The 18,259-nt window shown below is 57.8% G+C and carries 12 protein-coding genes; 3 read left to right on the top strand and 9 right to left on the bottom strand.

Annotated elements, in window-relative coordinates:
• On the bottom strand, positions 1-1,062 hold the full coding sequence (locus EKD03_RS11080) for a GAF domain-containing protein (RefSeq protein WP_238613492.1): 1,062 nt from the start codon (positions 1,060-1,062) through the stop codon (positions 1-3).
• Positions 1,063-1,113: 51 nt separating this feature from the next.
• Positions 1,114-3,594 (bottom strand): ATP-dependent Clp protease ATP-binding subunit, encoded by a 2,481-nt coding sequence (locus tag EKD03_RS11075; protein ID WP_129630551.1) that lies wholly within the window; start codon positions 3,592-3,594, stop codon positions 1,114-1,116.
• Between the two features lie 427 nt (positions 3,595-4,021).
• Between EKD03_RS11075 and ehuB the strand changes: the two genes are divergently transcribed.
• A complete protein-coding gene (gene ehuB, locus EKD03_RS11070) occupies positions 4,022-4,897 on the top strand; it encodes an ectoine/hydroxyectoine ABC transporter substrate-binding protein EhuB (protein ID WP_129630549.1) in 876 nt (291 codons plus the stop codon).
• Positions 4,894-6,270 carry a sensor histidine kinase gene (locus tag EKD03_RS11065; protein WP_129630547.1) on the top strand — a complete coding sequence of 459 codons (1,377 nt, stop codon included), beginning with the start codon at positions 4,894-4,896 and terminating at the stop codon, positions 6,268-6,270. Before ehuB ends, EKD03_RS11065 begins: the two co-directional genes overlap by 4 nt.
• 87 nt (positions 6,271-6,357) lie before the next feature.
• On the opposite strand, the gene def is transcribed toward EKD03_RS11065, so the two are convergent.
• From def to EKD03_RS11035, 6 genes are all read right to left on the bottom strand, one after another.
• Positions 6,358-6,915 carry a peptide deformylase gene (gene def, locus EKD03_RS11060; RefSeq protein ID WP_129630545.1) on the bottom strand — a complete coding sequence of 186 codons (558 nt, stop codon included), beginning with the start codon at positions 6,913-6,915 and terminating at the stop codon, positions 6,358-6,360.
• Positions 6,916-6,985: 70 nt separating this feature from the next.
• Positions 6,986-8,329 (bottom strand): S41 family peptidase, encoded by a 1,344-nt coding sequence (locus tag EKD03_RS11055; RefSeq protein ID WP_129630542.1) that lies wholly within the window; start codon positions 8,327-8,329, stop codon positions 6,986-6,988.
• Positions 8,330-8,369: 40 nt separating this feature from the next.
• Positions 8,370-9,887 carry an N-6 DNA methylase gene (locus EKD03_RS11050; protein ID WP_129630540.1) on the bottom strand — a complete coding sequence of 506 codons (1,518 nt, stop codon included), beginning with the start codon at positions 9,885-9,887 and terminating at the stop codon, positions 8,370-8,372.
• Between the two features lie 13 nt (positions 9,888-9,900).
• A complete protein-coding gene (locus EKD03_RS11045; protein ID WP_129630538.1) occupies positions 9,901-10,863 on the bottom strand; it encodes an AccI family restriction endonuclease in 963 nt (320 codons plus the stop codon).
• Positions 10,864-11,020: 157 nt separating this feature from the next.
• Positions 11,021-11,458, bottom strand: a complete 438-nt coding sequence (locus tag EKD03_RS11040; RefSeq protein WP_161569244.1) for a peptidase associated/transthyretin-like domain-containing protein — start codon at positions 11,456-11,458, stop codon at positions 11,021-11,023.
• 16 nt (positions 11,459-11,474) lie between these two features.
• Positions 11,475-12,170, bottom strand: a complete 696-nt coding sequence (locus EKD03_RS11035; RefSeq protein WP_161569243.1) for a 3-keto-alpha-glucoside-1,2-lyase-like domain-containing protein — start codon at positions 12,168-12,170, stop codon at positions 11,475-11,477.
• Positions 12,171-12,458: 288 nt separating this feature from the next.
• Here EKD03_RS11035 and EKD03_RS19090 point away from each other — a divergent pair, with 288 nt between their 5' ends.
• Positions 12,459-12,848, top strand: coding sequence for a zinc ribbon domain-containing protein (locus EKD03_RS19090; protein ID WP_129630532.1), 390 nt, complete (start codon positions 12,459-12,461; stop codon positions 12,846-12,848).
• A 551-nt stretch (positions 12,849-13,399) separates the two neighbouring features.
• On the opposite strand, the gene EKD03_RS11025 is transcribed toward EKD03_RS19090, so the two are convergent.
• Complete coding sequence (locus EKD03_RS11025; protein ID WP_129630530.1) at positions 13,400-18,259, bottom strand: nSTAND1 domain-containing NTPase; 4,860 nt, start codon at positions 18,257-18,259, stop codon at positions 13,400-13,402.

Here is an 18,259-nt window from a genome sequence, read left to right as displayed (position 1 = left end):
CTAAATCGCCTCGTGGATGGTACGTTGCTGCAACGCCAGCCGCTGCTGGATGGCCTGAAGGCGACTGAGGGCGGCGGGATCGGCGCTACTCACCTCGGCCATCGCCAGATCAAGCTCGTGCAACAGATCGCTCATGGTGCACATTGCCTGGGCCAAATAGGCATCGCTATTGGCGGCATGGACGGCCAGCGAAATATGGCAGGCGGCCAGTTCGAGCAGATTGAGTTGCGGTGGGCCGAAGAGGCGCGATTGGGTGGTAGTGACGGTGAGTGCGCCCAGCAGGCGCTGGCCCCACACCAGCGGGACAGCCATGGCACAACGGGTCGGCGCGTCCTGTTCACGGTCGCGGATGGCCAACCAGCGCGCATCGGTGTCAGTCTCGTCAATAATCATGGGTACCCGCGACCCCAACACCAACCCGGCCAACCCGTGGTCCCGCACATCACGCGCACGCTCGGTGCTGCTAAAGGTACCGTTACTCAACGCCAGGATCGGGCCATCCGGGTCATCCACGGGCAGCAACAACAACCCGGCACGCTCGCCGGTGACCATGTGGGGCACCTGAACCACCAGTTCGAGGGCCAGTTGACGGGGGTTGCTGGTGGCGCTCACCACTAAACGGCCAAAACCGAGCAAGCGGTCGAGCGTATCGGCATGGGCCTGCGACTGGTGGTAGTACTGATCGAGTTGCCCCTGTTGGGCAGAAAATTCGAGGGCGGCCCCGATGATCTGGCCCAGTGCGACGAGAAGTGCCTGGTCATCCTCGGTATAAGGGAGTGAGCGGCGCACCTCGATCCGCCCGATGACGCGCCGCCCAATCAGGATGGGACCAGACAACACCCCTGGCTCGCCGGTATGTAGGCTGCCTGTCCCGGCAGGAACAATGATCTCAAGCTGTTCGGCGTGTAACCAATCCGCCGCCAGATCGCGCAGCGTGGGGAGTGGGTCAGCCTGACGCCGTGCGGCGGCGAAGAAATCTCCACAACCCACCAGGGCTTCGCGGAGGCGGCGGTTCGGGTGGTTGGACGATGCAAACGGCATGGTATTCAGCGGCGTGGGCATAGGTGTCACATTCTACTGGACTCATCGGGCATTGTGACCCCTGATCCAAGCTCATGCACCTAACGGTTCGGCTGGATGTTTGCTCTCAATCGCCAACACCCCTCCCCGTAGGAATGCAAGTTGGCCATTCTCCAGATCGACATGGATTGTATCGCCCTCTTTGAAGATGCCGCGTAGTAACTCGTGCGAGATCGGGGTCTCCAAAAGCCGCTGTACTGTGCGACGCAATGGTCGCGCACCATAGATCGGGTTATAGCCCTCGCTGACCAGATACTCACGGGCGGCTTGGGTGAGGGTGAGCGCGATCTTTTGATCACGCAGCCGGTTAGCCAGATCATTCACTTGGAGATCAACAATCCGGGTCAGATCCTCAAAGCCGAGTTCATGGAACAGAACAATCTCATCCACGCGATTGAGGAACTCCGGGCGGAAGACCTGGCGCAACGCCTCGTCCACCTTACGGCGCGCTTCTTTGATATCAACCGCCTTGTGGTCGCGGTTGATGGTAGAGAAGCCGATACCCGAACTGCGCAGGTGTTCAGTACCGGCATTGCTGGTCATGATGATGACGGTATTACGGAAATCAACCGTGCGACCCTGGCCATCAGTCAGGCGGCCATCATCAAGCACCTGAAGCAGGGCATTGAAGACATCGGGGTGGGCCTTTTCGATCTCATCGAAGAGCACCACCTGGTAGGGGCGGCGACGGATCTGCTCGGTGATCTGGCCACCCTCGTCATAACCGACATAGCCGGGGGGCGCACCGATCAGGCGGCTGACCGTGTGGCGCTCCTGGAACTCGCTCATATCCACGCGAGTCATCGCGTCTTCGCTGTCGAACATGAACTCAGCGAGCGCCTTGGCCAACTCGGTCTTACCGACCCCGGTGGGGCCAACAAAGATGAAGCTGCCAATCGGGCGACGCGGGTCACGCAGGCCACTCCGAGCGCGGCGGATCGCATCGGAGAGCGACACAATCGCCTCGTGCTGGCCGATGACACGCTCGTGGAGGCGCGTCTCCATATCAATCAGTTTCTCGCGCTCAGTTTCGAGCATCCGGCTCACCGGCACACCCGTCCAACTCGCAACGATCTGGGCCACATCCTCATCATCAACCACCTCATCGAGATTGGCCGACTTGAGCCATGCCTCACGTTCGTGCTCAAACTGCTGGTTCATAGTCAAGAAGCGGGCGCGCAGAACTGCTGCATGCTCATAATCGCGGCGCGCACCGGCCTCTTCCTCTTCCTGCTGGAGCTTCTTGAGCGCGATCTCCTGTTCCTTGAGATCCTTGGGCATGGCGAAGATCTCGATGCGCAGCTTAGCGCTGGCCTCATCAATCAGGTCAATCGCCTTATCGGGGAGGAAGCGGTCGTTGATATAGCGGCTAGAGAGATGAGCAGCCGCGTGCAGAGCATCATCGCTGATCGTGAGTTGGTGATGTTCCTCATAGCGGCGGCGCAACCCCTTGAGCATCTCAATCGTCATCTCGACATCCGGCTCTTCCACAAAGACCGGACTGAAGCGGCGTTCGAGAGCAGCGTCCTTCTCGATATGTTTGCGGTACTCATCAATCGTCGTGGCCCCGACCACCTGAATATCGCCGCGTGAGAGCGCCGGTTTGAGCATATTCGAGGCATCAATACTACCAGCGGCTGCGCCCGCGCCGACCACCGTATGCAACTCATCAATAAAGAGGATGACCTTGCCCTTCGCGCTGCGCACCTCGTCCATCACCGCCTTGAGGCGTTCTTCAAACTCGCCCCGAAACTTGGAGCCTGCGACCATCCCGGCCAGATCGAGCGCCAGTAGTTTACGGTCGCGCAGAGTTGGCGGCACATCACCGGTACTCATGCGCTGCGCCAAACCCTCGGCAATTGCCGTTTTACCCACGCCAGTCTCGCCGACGAGCACCGGATTATTCTTACTACGCCGCGAGAGAATACGGATCACGCGGCTAATCTCCGGCTCGCGCCCAATCACCGGATCGAGCTGGCCCTGCTTGGCCATTTCGGTCAGGTCGGTACTATACTTTTCGAGAATCTCATAGCGCCCTTCAGCACCGGGATCATCCGAACGTTGCGAGCCACGGATCTCCATAAGCATCTGGTAGATGCGTTCTTGATCCACATTGAAGGTATTGAGGATGCGCGCCGAAGCGCCCTCGCGCTCACCGGCCAAGGCGATCAAGAGATGATCAATCCCCACATACTGATCGCCTAGTCGGTTGGCCTCTTCTTCGGCACGTTTGACAAGGCGTTGGGTACGGGGCGTGACATAGACCTGATTGCCGAAGCCATATTGCCCATAGACCTTGGGCGACTTCTCCAACTCACGCTCGACCCGTGAAGCCACCACCTCAGGATCAAGGTTCAGACGCTGCATTGTACGGATGGTAAGGCCATCGCGTTGGCGGAGCATAGCGAGGAAGACATGCTCAACATCGAGTTGGGTATGGTGCTGCTCCTGCATGATCTCCTGGGCGGCCTGGAACGCATCCTGCGCCTTCTCGGTGAAGCGCTCAAGTCTCATAATCAGTTCCCTCGTGAGGCAAGCCGACATGTATTCCCAGGGAAGCCGGGACGCGATAGCTTGCCATTGGTTCATTCAATCCCGATCACAGCGGATGGTTGGATGGAGCGGAATTGACGTGATGATGCACAACTTGATCATGTCGCCAAATCTAGTATAGCACACTGGCTTTGGCATGAAGTATAAGAGTTGTGCATGGGGGTGTCACGTAACGTTTTGCACGGAACCGTCCATGCGTGCGTAGGGGCGCGTCGCGACGCGCCCCTCCATGTTCCTTACTGAGTAATGCGTTGCTGCAAAACGTTACGTGACACCCTGTGCATGGGGTGTGGCGAGGGGCGCGGTACGGTTGGTTCGCCTGTATGGTGTGCCTATAGGGGTAGTACAATAGATCGTATCTAGTTAGATATAACGAGTCGTGGCAAGCATGATCACACACCAACAACGTCGTAATAGAATCACTTTTTGGCTAGGCTTGGCTCTTTTGGCCATCCTAGTTGGCCTCTTTGTGGCGCGTGATCGGTCATTTGAGAACATCCAGCGTGCAGATCGCATTCGCATTGGCTATGCAGTTGAGGCTCCGTTTGCCTTTACCCGTGAGAATCGTCGCGTCACGGGCGAGTCACCGGAGGTGGCCCGTGCGGTGGTGGAGCGCATGGGGATTAGCCAGATCACCTGGATACAGACCGAGTTTGATCAACTCATCCCCGATCTGCGCAACGGGCGCTTTGATGTGATCGCAGCGGGGATGTTTATCACGCCGGAACGGGCCAGGTGGGTCGCCTTCTCCGAACCCACCTTTCATGTCCAACAGGGTTTGTTGGTGCGTATTGGCAATCCCCACAACCTGCATACGTATGAACAGGTGGTGCAGACGGCAGGGATTCGGGTGGCTGTGCTTGATAGCTCGATTGAACAGCGCATGTTGCAACAGATCGGGTTGGCACCGGAGCGCCTAATCCGTGCGCCCGATATTCCGACTGCGCGGGTGGCGGTGGAGAGCGATCTGGCCGACGCTTTTGCAATCTCAGCCCCCACACTCCGCTGGCTCGTCAAGTATGAGTATGTCCCCCAACTTGAGGTAGCGACGCCCTTTGTGCAACCCGATCCAGCACATACGGATGGCTTAGGTTATGGTGGTTTTGCCTTCCGCCAAGAAGATCGCGCCTTACGAACGGCGTGGAATCGGGCCATGGATACGTTGATCAATAGCCGTGATCATCTTCAGATCATTGCTCCATTTGGTTTTACAGAGGCTGAGCTGCCTGGTGCAATCACCACCCAGGAGGTTCTTACACAATGACACCCGCAACACCTCCACTAGCCGCTTTGCGCAACCAACCAATGGCGTGGATGACAGTACTCCTCGCGATCATGATCTGCGGGGTGATTGTTGCGTTGCATCTTGAACAGCGGCGCTCTTTTTATGACATCGTGCGTGAGCTTGACACCCTGCGGCAGGCACGGATTGATCTCTCCGAAGGTTTTGTGCAGTTCACCATGGCGGGCGATCCGATGCTACCCTTTAATCGTGAGCAGGGCTATGTGTTGATCGCCCAGGCACTCACCCAGATCCGAACCCATGCAATCAATCTTGATGCAAGTGGAGAAGCTCTGGCTGCGTATGAGATGAAAGAAGAACGTTTTTATCGCTCTCTTGAACGATGGAATATGGCTGAGCAGCCCTCGCCACGTGAAACAATCGCACTTTTGCTCAGTTTTCACGAATTGGAATTGGAAGCTAATGGCTTAGATGAAGATGTACGGGGTAAATTTCGTGATTTTTCAATCCGGATTGATCAGGTATTTACGTTCTTTTTGAGTCTCGCAGCAATCTTGTTGATGATCTTTGCTGTGGTATTGTTACGCTTTGGCCATGCGCAGGCAGTATCTGAACAGGCGCGCTGCCAAGTTGAGCGCGATCTGGCATTGCTGAATAGTGAGTTGGAGCAACGAGTAGCCGTGCGCACTGCCGAGTTGGAGCGGGCCAATCAGGCAAAGGATATGTTTCTGGCCAATATGAGCCACGAACTGCGCACGCCGCTGAATGCCATCATGGGCTTTACTGGTACGCTGCTGATGAAACTGCCTGGCCCGCTCACATTTGATCAGGAGCGCCAATTAAACACCATTCAGCGTAGTTCGCGCCATTTGCTCAGTATGATCAATGATATTTTGGATATGGCCAAGATCGAATCTGGACGCCTTGAAATACATTCGGAGTCGGTCAATTGTCAAGAGGTACTGAACGAGGTGATCGAGCATTTACGCCCGATGGCCGAACAAAAGGGATTGGAGTTGGGTCTGATCGCACCGCAAGCGGCGCAGATCCTCCACACCGACCGGCGCGCCTTGAATCAGATCATGCTCAATCTGGTGAGTAATGCGATCAAGTTTACCGATCACGGTGCGGTACGGATCGAGTTATCCCTCCCCAATACGAATCATCAGGTGGCGATCAGCGTGGTAGATACGGGAATTGGGATTCGCGAAGCCGATCTGCCGTTGCTCTTTGTGGAGTTTGGGCGAGTCAACTCTGCCGAGGTGCGCCAACGTGAGGGCACGGGGCTTGGGTTACACCTCTCGCAACGCCTCGCCGAGATGTTAGGGGGCATAATTCAGGTGCAGAGTCGCTATGGTGAGGGGAGTATCTTTACGTTGTACCTGCCGGGATGATTCCTTGGGGCGCAGCCCCAAACCCCAATGTGTGGTGGCATTTGGCGGTGCAGCCAGCAAACGCCACCACACAAAGATCCACCTATCCTACGCCGCCACCAACTCATCGGGCTGCTTACTCACATCACGCAGGGTGGAAAGATCGCGGATACGCTCGGTAAAGAGGACACCGTGGAGGTGATCAACCTCGTGCTGGATCGCCCAACCCAGCAAACCATCGGCCTTGCGCAAGCGGCGCACCTTGCCGTTAGGCTCCTGGTACTCAACGGTGACCCAACTGTGGCGCGGAACCATCCCGTACCAACCGGGTAAACTGAGGCACCCCTCGTCGCGCATGATCTCATCGCCACTGGTCTTGACGATGCGCGGGTTAATCAGCACATACTGTTCGGCGGGAGCAACCTCAACTTCGGTACCATCATCAAGTTGCTCGATCTCGGCGGGGATCTCAACAATGCAGAGTTGAATGGGCAAGCCCACTTGGGGTGCCGCCAGACCAACCCCATGAGCCTTGCGCATGGTCTCAAACATGTCGGCCACCAACTGCTTCAAATTGGGGTCGGGCAATTTGACTGGGCGGCACTGCATTTTGAGAGTCTTTTTATCTTCACTGTTGTCTATGCGAAAGATACGTCGGGTACTCATAGTCTTTTCCTATATATGGAGATTGGGAGTGTCTACGACACGCTGCTCCAAGTATAGCACGTTTGACTTACTACGGATGTTGGAGTTGTTCGAGCGCAGCCTGAATCTGGGGGTCATCTTCGGGCAAATAACGCCACCACTCAGCAACAACCATGCGGTCGGGTTGCACACCCTGGCCCTCAATCGGGGTACCATCGGGGAGGTAATAGGCGACCTCGGCCAGCAGTAACCGAGAACCATCGGCGAAGTCGTAGCTATAGAGGTTCTCGGTATTGCCCGCGCTGGGGGTACCGACAACCTGGGCGCGGCCAAGCACCTGCATTCCAGCGGCGAACATCTCGGCGGCGCTATTGGTCTCCTCACTCACCAACACGATAATCGGTATCGCTTGCAGATCGGGGATCAGCTTGCCGCTGGGGATACGCTGCTCCTCGCTACTGGTACGCCCGCTGGTACTGCCGATCAGCCCACCATCATGGAAGAGGGCGATGGTATTGCGCATCAGGTGAACATAGCCGCCGCCATTGGTGCGCACATCAATGATCAAGCCACTCAGCGGGCCATCCTGAAGCAGATCCGCAACTGCGTGGCGCACCTGATGATCCACCCCTTCCACATAGAAGCTAGGAATGCTCAACAGGCCGACCGAACTACCCGCGAGGCGGCGGGCACTCACCCGATTAAAGGCATCGAGGTCTATCACCTCGCGTACCACCAGCACCTCGCGGAGCGGCTGATTGGGCGAGCGGATACCGAGGCGTACCGGCGTACCGGGTTCGCCGCGCACCTGGCTGATCGGGCCACCGGGGCCAAAGGCGGCGCTATCCTGGTAATCCACCCCATCAACCGCGATAATCAGATCGTGGGGCATAATCCCAGCGCGATCCGCCGGGCCACCCGGCACCACCGACGTTACCAAGCCGCCCTCATCCACATCGCGGATCTCGGCCCCAATCCCGCCATAGCGCAGCGTCCCGGAGAACTCGGCCTGTTGCGCAGCGACCTCCTGGGGTGACTCGTAGCGCGAGTGGTCATCATCAAGCCGCTCGATCATCAACTCCATGAGGAGGTAGAAGGTTTCGGGGTTGGTACTCGCCTCAACCTGGGGCGAAAATTCGGTATAGACCGCCTGCCAATCCGCACCGTTATAATCGGCATAGAGATAGTGATCGCGCACCGTCTCCCAGACCTGCACGAAGATCCGGCGGCGTTCAGCGAGGCTGAGCGGGGCGAGGGTGGGGGTAGGCGCGAGCGTCGGCTGGGGTGGGGTGGGCGTGGGGGGGCGCGGCGGTCGGGGGAGTGAGGGGCGCTCGCTGGGTGGCGGAGTCAGCGCAGGAGCCTCGGCCACACCGGGTAGGGTGAGGCTGCATGCGGGGAGTATGAGCAGCAGCAGGATGCAGGCGAGGTACTTCATAACATGTATGATACCAGCATCCGTGGGGGTGGTGGAGGTGTTACAAACCTAATGTGTATTGATTGCAACGACTCAACCCTGATGCTTCTACTACCGCATCAGGTAGGGGTAATTTTTCAAGTGCCCTTGGTTCAACTTTGATCGCACCTGCACCATAGGATTTACCGACAAGTACTAGATTACGGACAGTCTCTGGGTGCGATAAGACAGACCATAACGCATTCATAGTGTGTTTGTCTTGGTGGCGTGGATAGACACAGAGAAAGCTTGTGAGCGGAATAATCTTCGCTTCATTACGAATAAATCGTGCATTCCGCCTACCTAGATAGGCGAAAAGGAATGGTGGTACTGTGCGGGTCTCCATCTTATACCACGGTTTACGTTGCTTAATCAGTGCAAGCGAGGGAAGCCCTTGTTCAATACCCTTTGCTAAATACTCTTGTATTGGCGATGGGAACGATTCGATAGGACGGCCATCTAAATTGAGAAGTAAGGTTGGACGACCTGACTGTTCGGCATCCTCAACGGTTTTGTCAGTGACTACATCTTCGGGTATGTCTCTGGTTCGACCAAGTGCCGGACGTAAAAATGAGGAAGGAATTGCCAAATCACGGGCCTGCTGACGGGTAAGAAAGAAGAACTCGTTTGAACCAGTAGCAACCCCGCGCATGATTCTTGCATACATGCCAAGACGGTAGGTAGCATCTGAAACAATGCTTGGAGGGCGCGATAATCCTGTCTTCATCGCCTCTTCTAAGGTTCGGTTGTGAATATCGAGGGTTGTGTTCGTTAGGCACAGGAAATCCGATAATACCCACTCTTTGAGGTCACTCGGATGTTGCGAACGACAGCGAACCCAAAAGAAATGCTGCTTGGGTTCAGCCTTCCTGATAAAAAAAATCAGGGCATTGGTATCTACTCCAGGAAAGGGTGTAGCCTCAGGAGCAAATGTTACCACCGCATCAAGGCAGTAATGCTGTGTAATCCATGTCCAGAGTTTCTTTGCAAAGACACCTTCTACAGTGTCAGCAGGCATAATAAAGGCGAGTCGTCCATCTTGATGGAGCATCGAAAGTGCATTAAGAAGAAAATAGACATGTAAACCCGCACGTCCATCAATAGTAAAACCTGTAATTTTTTGACAGAGTAATTTGAGCTTGGATTTGACAATACTATCTAAGCGGTGATGTCGAATATATGGAGGGTTCGCTACCGTGGCAGTAAGAGATATTTGGGGCGGATTGAGCACGAAATCGCGCAATTGGACTGCTGAAAGATCTACATCTGTTAGTCCCCATCTCTTTGCCTCGTATAATGCTTCAGGATCAACTTCAGTTCCTGATAGTGTTAACGGTATGCCTGTCTGAAGTGAGACTCGCTTGGCTGCGAGAAAGAAGGCTCCAGCACCAACCGCAGGGTCAAAGAGTTTTCTAAAACCACCTGCAATGGCGTAGCTCACCATCGCATCAGCGACCCAAGCAGGTGTCCAGAATTGGCCCTTGATGCGAAGATTTTCGCGCTCTTCCCAGTTTGTTGGTAGTTTTTGTTGCAATGACATTAGGGTTGCCTTTTCACCTATTCGTAAGCTCATCCAAAACTTCAAATACATCATTGTCTAGTGATAACATGCCACCACTGAAGGCAACGTATGGCAAAATATGCCCATTTTTATCAGTGATGGATTTAGCAACCAGAGAAGGTTCTTCTTGTGAATGACCAAGTTTATACGCATAATGATAGTAAAATTTATAGATTACTTTCTGTGAAGTGGCACCATTAGGAGCTTGAAAAACGTGTTTCGTTGGTTCAATAAGCCCTTCTCTAATGAGTTTCTGTGCTTCATCAAGCGCAATTCCGTAAGCTTTGTCATAAAATACGTGCCAAATGTGAATTGGCACTCCAGCATAGTCTTGCCAGTCTTGGAGGGGTTGTAGATCTTGTTCCTTGATGATGATTGTTGGAAGTACAGCCGCTTTCTTTAATCCCAACTTTCCACCTAAACGCTTTTGACTTCGCATAGGTGTATTGTAATCTGGCATTTGCTCTGCTCTCCATAAACTATTTTCACACTCAATTGCTACGATAGCTTTTTTAAGTAGCTCTTTCATGTTGTCTTCTGAGATGAATGGAAGTTCTGTAAGCCCACCAAGTTCGTCTATTATCATATCAACTACAGATTGATCGTTTTTTCTAAAGACAAGAAGATCTGGTCGCTTAATTTTCCCTAGTCCTGCCGCATCTAATCGTTCAAAATACAGTTCAAATTCACGAACATCATGATCAGGTGCAGTTCCGCTAGGCCCATAGGGGACTGCGTAGTAAAGGTTCGTTGCATTGACAGCTTGTACTATACGTTCTTCGCTCCAAACACCCTGAGACCAACGCATAAGAAAATCACTACCACGTAATGTTCGTGGATTTAAAATAAAATCCGACCATTCAATGGAAGTATGACCCTGTAATCTAAACTCAATGTCTTCTACTGAAACTGTGAGAACATCTTCAAATGCCGATAGTGCATGTATAGAACTCATATTTCTCTTCCTTTGTATCTAAACGAAAACGTGTTGAATACGTCTGTGCTAATCATAGCACAGCTTTGAAGTTTTGCAAGAGGGTTCTTTCGGGTTATTGTTTACACTCCTACGCGCAACGCCCACGCTCCACGTAGGAGTATTTATTCCCCACTCGCTACCGCTCCGGCACCGCCGTGGTTACCACCTCCACTTGGCCAATATCCACGCTGTTGCCTGCGACGGCCACGATTGGGTACTCGACACCCAAATTGCCGCGTGCGACAACCATGAGGTGCGCTCCGGCTGGCACCTTCTCAAGCGTAAAGCGCCCGTTGGCATCGGTCTGGATGATGAGGTTGGTCTGCTCAATAATGATCTCGGCGCTGGTAGGGCGTCCAGCCGAGTCGATCACGACGCCACTGATGCTGCCATAGCCGCCGATGTTGCCCATCACGGGACTCTGGGCGATCTTGATGATGACGAGGATGACAAGAACCAACGCTAAGATCAGGGTTCCAATCCGTACTCCTACCCGAATCTCCCATTCATACGGGCGGGGTGGCGGGAATTGGCGCGGGTGTGGTTTGGGGGGGATGAGTTGTTGGAAGAACATAGGACACCTCATCGTATTAACGGGTCGGACGTACCGTGATGTTGTCAAAGTCGGCTTGGGTGCCGTACCAGGTGCGCAATCCGATGCCGCCCTGGCTATAGGTCGCGTCGGTGACTGAGAGTACGGGTTTGCCGTCAATGACGGCGGTAAAGGTAGCGCCCTTCACTTGCACTTGCACTTGACGATCGGTGTTGTGCCAGTTGTAGCCCGCAGGAGCCTTGACGAAGGCGATGGGTTTATCAATCTCGTTGCCGTTGACCCATTTGCGGAAGGCGAAGCCGCCTAAGCCGGGATCGTATTGGAAGGTGTAGCCGTTCACTTTGGTGATGTTGTCGGCGCGGAAGAAGATTCCATAGCCGTTTCCGGCGGTCAGCCGCCCCATGCCCACATCTACTGTATAGTCGCTGGCGTTGATCGGCGGAGCGAAGATCCGTCCCTCCCCGGAGTTGCCGTGCAGCACCCCGCCACTATTTTTCCACGACCCCGATACCACCTTCCAGTCACTCATGTCGTTGAAATCCTCTTGCATGAGTGGTGTGTCTGCCCCGCAACTCCCGCCACCAAAGGCGCTGCTCACTTGGCAATAGACATCTTCGGTGCTAGTGCCGGTGATGCTCATCGTGGCGATGACTATACCAGCCATCAGCGCAAGGAGGAGACCAATTTCAACTGCCGATTGACCATGCTGTTTGTGTTGTTGTAGGTGCTGCATACCAACCGTCCTTCGTAGGGGCCGCGCAAAAGTTAAAGTTCGGTCAAGATCATGAACGTACCCGGAGATGATCTCCTGCAATTGCCAGAGATGATCTCCTGCAATTGATCGTACACCATCCGAACCCGCGTGGTAGTTGCGGGGTTTTAACCCCGGCAAAGGAAACGCGGACGCGGCGCATGGAAGGCACGCACGGCTCGACTGAGCTCGCCGAAGTCCTCGGATACGTGCGCCGCGAACAACGGCTTGCGATTTGCTAAAAGCGCACATTTGTGTTATACTACACGCATGCAGCGAACCATCCGAATCCGATTAATTCCCGCTTCCGCACAGGTGGTATCCCTTACGGAAACCAGCCGCCGGGTGCATCGCTGGTCGTTTGCGCAGATCAAGGGATTTGTCGAGTACAAAGCCGAGGGACGGGGGTGTACGGTGGCTGGGGTCGATCCCCGGCATACCTCGCAGACCTGTAGCTGCTGTGGGCATATCGCCCGCAACAACCGCCGTTCCCGTGGTCGGTTTGTGTGTCGGGTGTGTGGCTTCGAGCTGCATGCCGACCTCAACGCGGCGCGGAATAGTGCGGCCACGTACCATGCCCGTGGGGGTACATCTCCTGCGGGCGGGCTGCCTGTCAACCAGCCAATCGTATCCGTCCCGACGCCTAGGCGTCAGGAGTGAGGTACAAGCCGTGGGGCGTTAGCCCCTGCGGTAAGTTGACCTGCACGATAACCAACATAGTGTATGACCTTATGCCGTGGTATACTAGCCCGAATGCACAGAGCGTGTGCCGCCGCTGGAGTCTTCTCCAGAGGAACTTCCCGACTCCTCGCCCACCCCATCGGGGTGGAAGGTCGCCCCACGAAACCGCAAGTGGGGGCACGTTGGTGGTAACGCCAGCGCGACGCAAGACGGCAACAGAGAGCAGACCCGCCGGGTGCGCCCGGTGAGGGGTGAAAGGGTGTGGGTAAGAGCCCACCGGCGTCGGCAGTGATGTCGGCGGCCAGGCGACTGCGCCGGCTGATGGGGAGCAAGGTATGTGGGGCGGGCTTATCGGTGGGAGCCGCACGGCGTTTGTACCACCCCGCTCGCTCGTATCGCCGCCGCGACGGTAAATCGGGTAATCCCCGGTGCGCTAGGAGCGGCCTTCGCCGTTGGCGGAGAGAGAGATGGCGGCAGAGAACAGAATCGGGGGTATAGCGCTCTGTGCAGAACCGCTACACCCCTTCATGTTATGGACAAATTGGCTCCACCAGGTAGCGCGCTCGCTCAGCACAACTGAGTTCGGGGAGGTAGCGGTTGGCTCGTACCCACTCGACGAGTGCCTTGCCGGTGAGGTTGCTCCATGTCACGCTGTTGCCGAGTTGGTCGGTGGCATGTACCAGATCTCCGTTAGCACTGAGCGCAACGCTGGCGATCACGTCCAGCAGGCTGCTGAAGTCGCGCTCAAGCTCTCCACTCGCAACATCCCACAAGCGCACCAGTTTGTCACCCCCGCCACTCAGTAGGTAGTGCTGATCGTGGCTGAAATCCAGGCTCATCACCAGTTGGCGGTGCGCAATGATGCTGTGGCGGAGGCTGGCGCTGCCCACATCCCAGATTTCGATCCGCCCGTTCTCATACCCCACCGCTAACAGCCTCCCATCCTTGGTGTAGGCGCTGCTGTAAATTTCAGACTGCTCGCCATTGAGTGTGGCGCTGATGCTGCCGCTCGTCAGATCCCACAGCGCAATGGTCTGTGTGCCATTTTCGGCCTTGCTCTGTGCGGCGATCTGTTGTCCGTTGGGGCTGATGCGGTAGATGCCGTTGATCGGCCCTAGCTCGCGCACGAGGCTGAGGTTCGCGGTGGTGTAGATCTGGAGCATGCCGCTGCTGTCCTGCACCAAGAAGGTGCTACCATCGGGGCTGAAGTGGGCCAAGGGTAAGAGTGCGCCGCTGCCTAACATCTGGGCGCTTCCCTGTGCCATATTCCAGATCCCAATGTCGCCGGTGGAACCATACTCTGGCGCAGATCCGTCCGGGCTGCGGAAGATGGCGATCTGCTGCTGGTCGGCGCTCACCGCCACGATCTGCCCGCCTACATCTGGGTAGCTCGCGGCTTCTTCACTGGGCCACGCATCATTGGGTGTGGTGTACCCGGCGCTGTCCCATACCCGTACCGACATGTCACGCGCTGCCGAGATGATCCGGCTGCCGTCGGGGCTGAAGATGAGGCTGTCTATGGGGGTGTTGATGCTGATGCCCTGGGTGTGCCCGCTGTAACGGCGTAGCTCTTCGGCTTCGCCCGACCGCTCGGCGTTCATGTCGCTCCACAGGTGAACCAGGCCGTCGGTGGTGCCGGTAGCGACCATGTGGTTGTCGGGGTGCAGCGCCAGCGCCGTCACCAGGGTGTCGTGCTTAATGCTGAAGAGCAGGCTGTAGCTGTTGGTCTCCCACACCTCAACGGTTAGCCCGTTCACGATCACGGCCAAGCGGCTGCCATCGGCACTGAACATGGCTGGCCCATAGTAGCCGCCTTCGTTGGTGATCGTGTGGATGGGGTTGGGGTTGCTCGACCGCAGATCCCAGATCACCACCATTGCAGGGGACTCGTAGACTGCGGCGATGAGGCTGCCTTGCTGGTTCACATCCAGGCTGATCAGGCTGAAGGTGTCGGCGGGCGGGCTGAAGCGGCGCGTGATGCGCTGCGTGGCCAGATCGAAGAGCAGCGGGCCTTCACTGCTGCTTGCGAGCGCCAGGGTGTGGCTGTCGGGCAAAAAGTCTATTAGCCCCGGCTGCATCTCGCCGAGGGCTTCGCGGTAGGATCGCCCGCCCGCCACGCCCCAACTGAGCAGCGAGTAGCTAGATGTGGCCACCACCTGGCTGCCATCGGGGCTGATGATGAGTTGCCCAACACCAAGTGTCTGTGGAGCGCTCTCCACGGGGACAAGTTGGCCATTGGCGTCCATGATCATCATCGGCTCGCTGTTTTGCGGCGCTACTGCGAGGTTGCTGATCGCGCTCAGACTCAGGCTGCGCAGCAGTGTTCCCTGTTCCATTCCCCACACTTCAACCCCGCTGTCGGCGGCAAGAAAGAGTTGATCGCCCTGTGGGCTAACGGTCATGCCATAGATCGGGGTGCTGCTCTCCGGCTTGATGCGCCAGCGCGCGGCGTTCTCGGCAATGCTGGCCAGCACGCTATTCGCCGCCCGCAAGGGGCTGTCACTACTCGCAGCCTGAAAACTGAGCGCCATGGCCAAGTCGGTTTGACCCTGGCCAGCAAAGGTTTGGGCGTTGGCGATCAGGGCGCGTTGGTTGGCCTCGGCGGCACTGAGCTTGGCGGCTTGCTCGCTGCGTTGCGCCTGCGCCCCGAAGATGACCGCCGCGACCATGGCGACCACGGCGACGACGGCGACGCCCGCCAGGAAGATCGCTCGGCGCCGCAGTTGGCTTGCGGCGGTGGCCTGCTCTTCGGCACGTTGCTGCTGCTCGGCGGCGAGGGCGCGGGCCTGTTCAAGTTCGCGCTGGCGCACGGCCTCTTTTTCGGCGGCTTCTTGTTCCCGCTGTGCGGCTGAGGCATCCAGGAAATGGCGTTCTAGTTCATTCGGGGCGAAACGCGCCAGCAGCGCGAGCGCCAGGGCTTCATCGAGGCGGCCACCCCGGAAGAGCAGCGCTGGATCGTGCGCCTCGCGCTGCCACTCCAGCGCCGCCTGGCGGATGCTGTCGCGCAGGAGCAACCCGGCGCGATCCTGCTCCAGCCAGCCGCGTAGGCGCGGCCACGAACGGATCAGCGCCTCATGCGCCACCTCCACCGTCTCTGCGCCACTGGCATCCACACCCGTCACAATCAGGCGCGCATCGGCCAGTTGCCGCAGCAGTTCGCGTAACGGAGCCGGATCAGCCCCAGCGGGTGTCAGGTCGTGCAGCGTCACGCGCTGGCGGGTATCGCGGCGCTCCTCACCGGCCAGCGCATCACGATCCAGGCGCGTCAGCCGCACGAAGATGTCGCGTAGCCGCTCCTGATCGGCTGGGCGGCACGCCGTATAGATCTGGTCGGCGGTATGCGCAATCGCCTGATGAATGCCGCCCACATTGCGGTACTCAATCGCCCGTAGCCAACGCCCGCGTCGGCGCTGCCACAGTTCTTGCAGCGCGTGTTGCAGCAGCGGCATCGCCCCCGGCTCGCCACGCACATCATCCAAGATCTGGCCACTCAGATCGGCCTCGAAGCGCAACCCGACCGCCGCCGCCTGCAACTCCATGGCGCGGCGCAACTCTTCGGGGGTCATCGGGGCCACCAGTTCCTGCGCCGACTGCACGCGGTCGCGCAGGGCAGCGTAGGGGGCCACTTCACCCAGAAAATCGGCGCGCATGGTGATAATGACCGGGGTCTGTGGATGGAGGTCGAGCAGGGTTTGGAAGAAGGTGCTGCGCTCTTGCAGATCCTGGCAAATCGTGAATGCCTCTTCAAACTGATCCACCACCACGATCCGCTCGCCCGTGGCAGTGCTGGCGAGTGCGGATTCCAGGGCTAGTTGCGGGCGTTCGCCGGGGGTGAAGGTGATCACTTGGAGGGTGGGGCTACTGGCTTGGAGTGCCGGGAGCACACCGGCAAAGACGAGCGAAGATTTGCCGCTGCCACTTGCGCCCAGCACAGCCAGGAAGGGCTGTTGGGCGAGGCGCTGGATCAAACGCTGCACCAGCGGTTCGCGGCCAAAGAAGAAGTCGCGCCCATCGGCGCGGAAGGAGCGCAGACCGGGGAAGGGGCAGCGCTCATCGTAGGGTGGTACGGGTTGCCCCAGCGCCAGAGCGCGGAAACTCAGGTCGCTCGCCTCGGCACAGATGGTCTCGATGGCTGCCATTGCCGCATCGCGCTCCTGGCGCGCCTCGCGGGTCAGGCCACCCGGATCGGCACGCAGCGTGCGCCGGATGGTCGCGGCGGCGCTATCAAGCTCAGCCCGCAGAATCGGCGCCCGTTCACCCACCAGTGGCCCCAGCAGACCCAACCCGGCGGCGATGTCGTCGGCGGAGAGCGGACGATCCAGCGAGTCGCTGAAGAGTGGCTGGCCCCCCAGGCGACTAAAGAGCACCGGCACCAGGATCGTTCCGCGTTCGGCGAGTCCCGCACTCGCTTCAACCAGGGCGCGATCCACCTCGCCATGCTCGCGCAGGCGCGGGTAGAAGGCGGCAGCCAGCGCGTTGGCGGTACTAATCTGCACCTTGTCGGTCATCGCAACCACAGCGGGCATGCCCAGATCGCGCACGAGGCGTTGCGCTAAGCCGCCCAGCGCCACATCAGCACCGGGGCTAGCGCTCTCGCAGGTCGAGAGGAAGGTGAAGCGCGGCAAGCCCCGCGCTCCTTGCAGGTTGCCTAGGCGCTCGATCAGACGCGCCGCTGGAACCGGATCAACCTCAGCCGGATTATCGTCGCGGGCCAGGAAGATCACGCTCTCGCCATCGGGCATGACCCGCCCATGGCAGACAATATGCAGCATGGTGAAGGGTTCGGCGCTGATCTGGGCGCAGATCGCATCCAGGCTGGGTGGGCCAGCCGAGTCGGGCAGATCGCTCAGCAAGCTCGTGGGCAGCCCCTCCAAGGCGCGTTGCACCCCGCTCACCGCCGCCGCCACATCGAAGGGTTCGAGCCGAAAGCGGGACATATTGGCCGGACTAGCGGCCACGATCAGCATACGCAGATCCTGGCGGCCAATCTGCGGGAAGCGCCGGTCGGTCAGGCTGGGCAAGTAGCGCGAAAAGGGTGCACGCTGACTGAGTGCCAGAATCGGCCAATCGGCATCAATCGGGGCGCACAGACGCTCCCAGCGCAGCCCGCGCAGTTCGGCATCTTCAATGAAGAGCAGCACCCGCAGCCGATCCTCGCTGCGGGCGAGGGCGCGCCGAAAGGCATCATGGATCGATCCGTGAAAGAGCGCCTCGCCCAAGAAGCGCCCGTAGGCCAACGGCTGCACCTCCAGCCCGCGCAACTCCTCTAGGTTGAAGTGCAGCCGCCCCTCGCTACGTTCCGGGGTCAGGCTCTGCGGATGACTCTGCTCGACAATAACCGGCCAACCCGTCCCATCGCGGCGCTGAATCGTGATCTCGAAGGTGTCCAC

The sequence above is a fragment of the Candidatus Oscillochloris fontis genome (assembly GCF_004138135.1).
Taxonomy (GTDB): domain Bacteria; phylum Chloroflexota; class Chloroflexia; order Chloroflexales; family Chloroflexaceae; genus Oscillochloris; species Oscillochloris fontis.
This window is presented reverse-complemented; position numbering and strand designations above follow the sequence as displayed.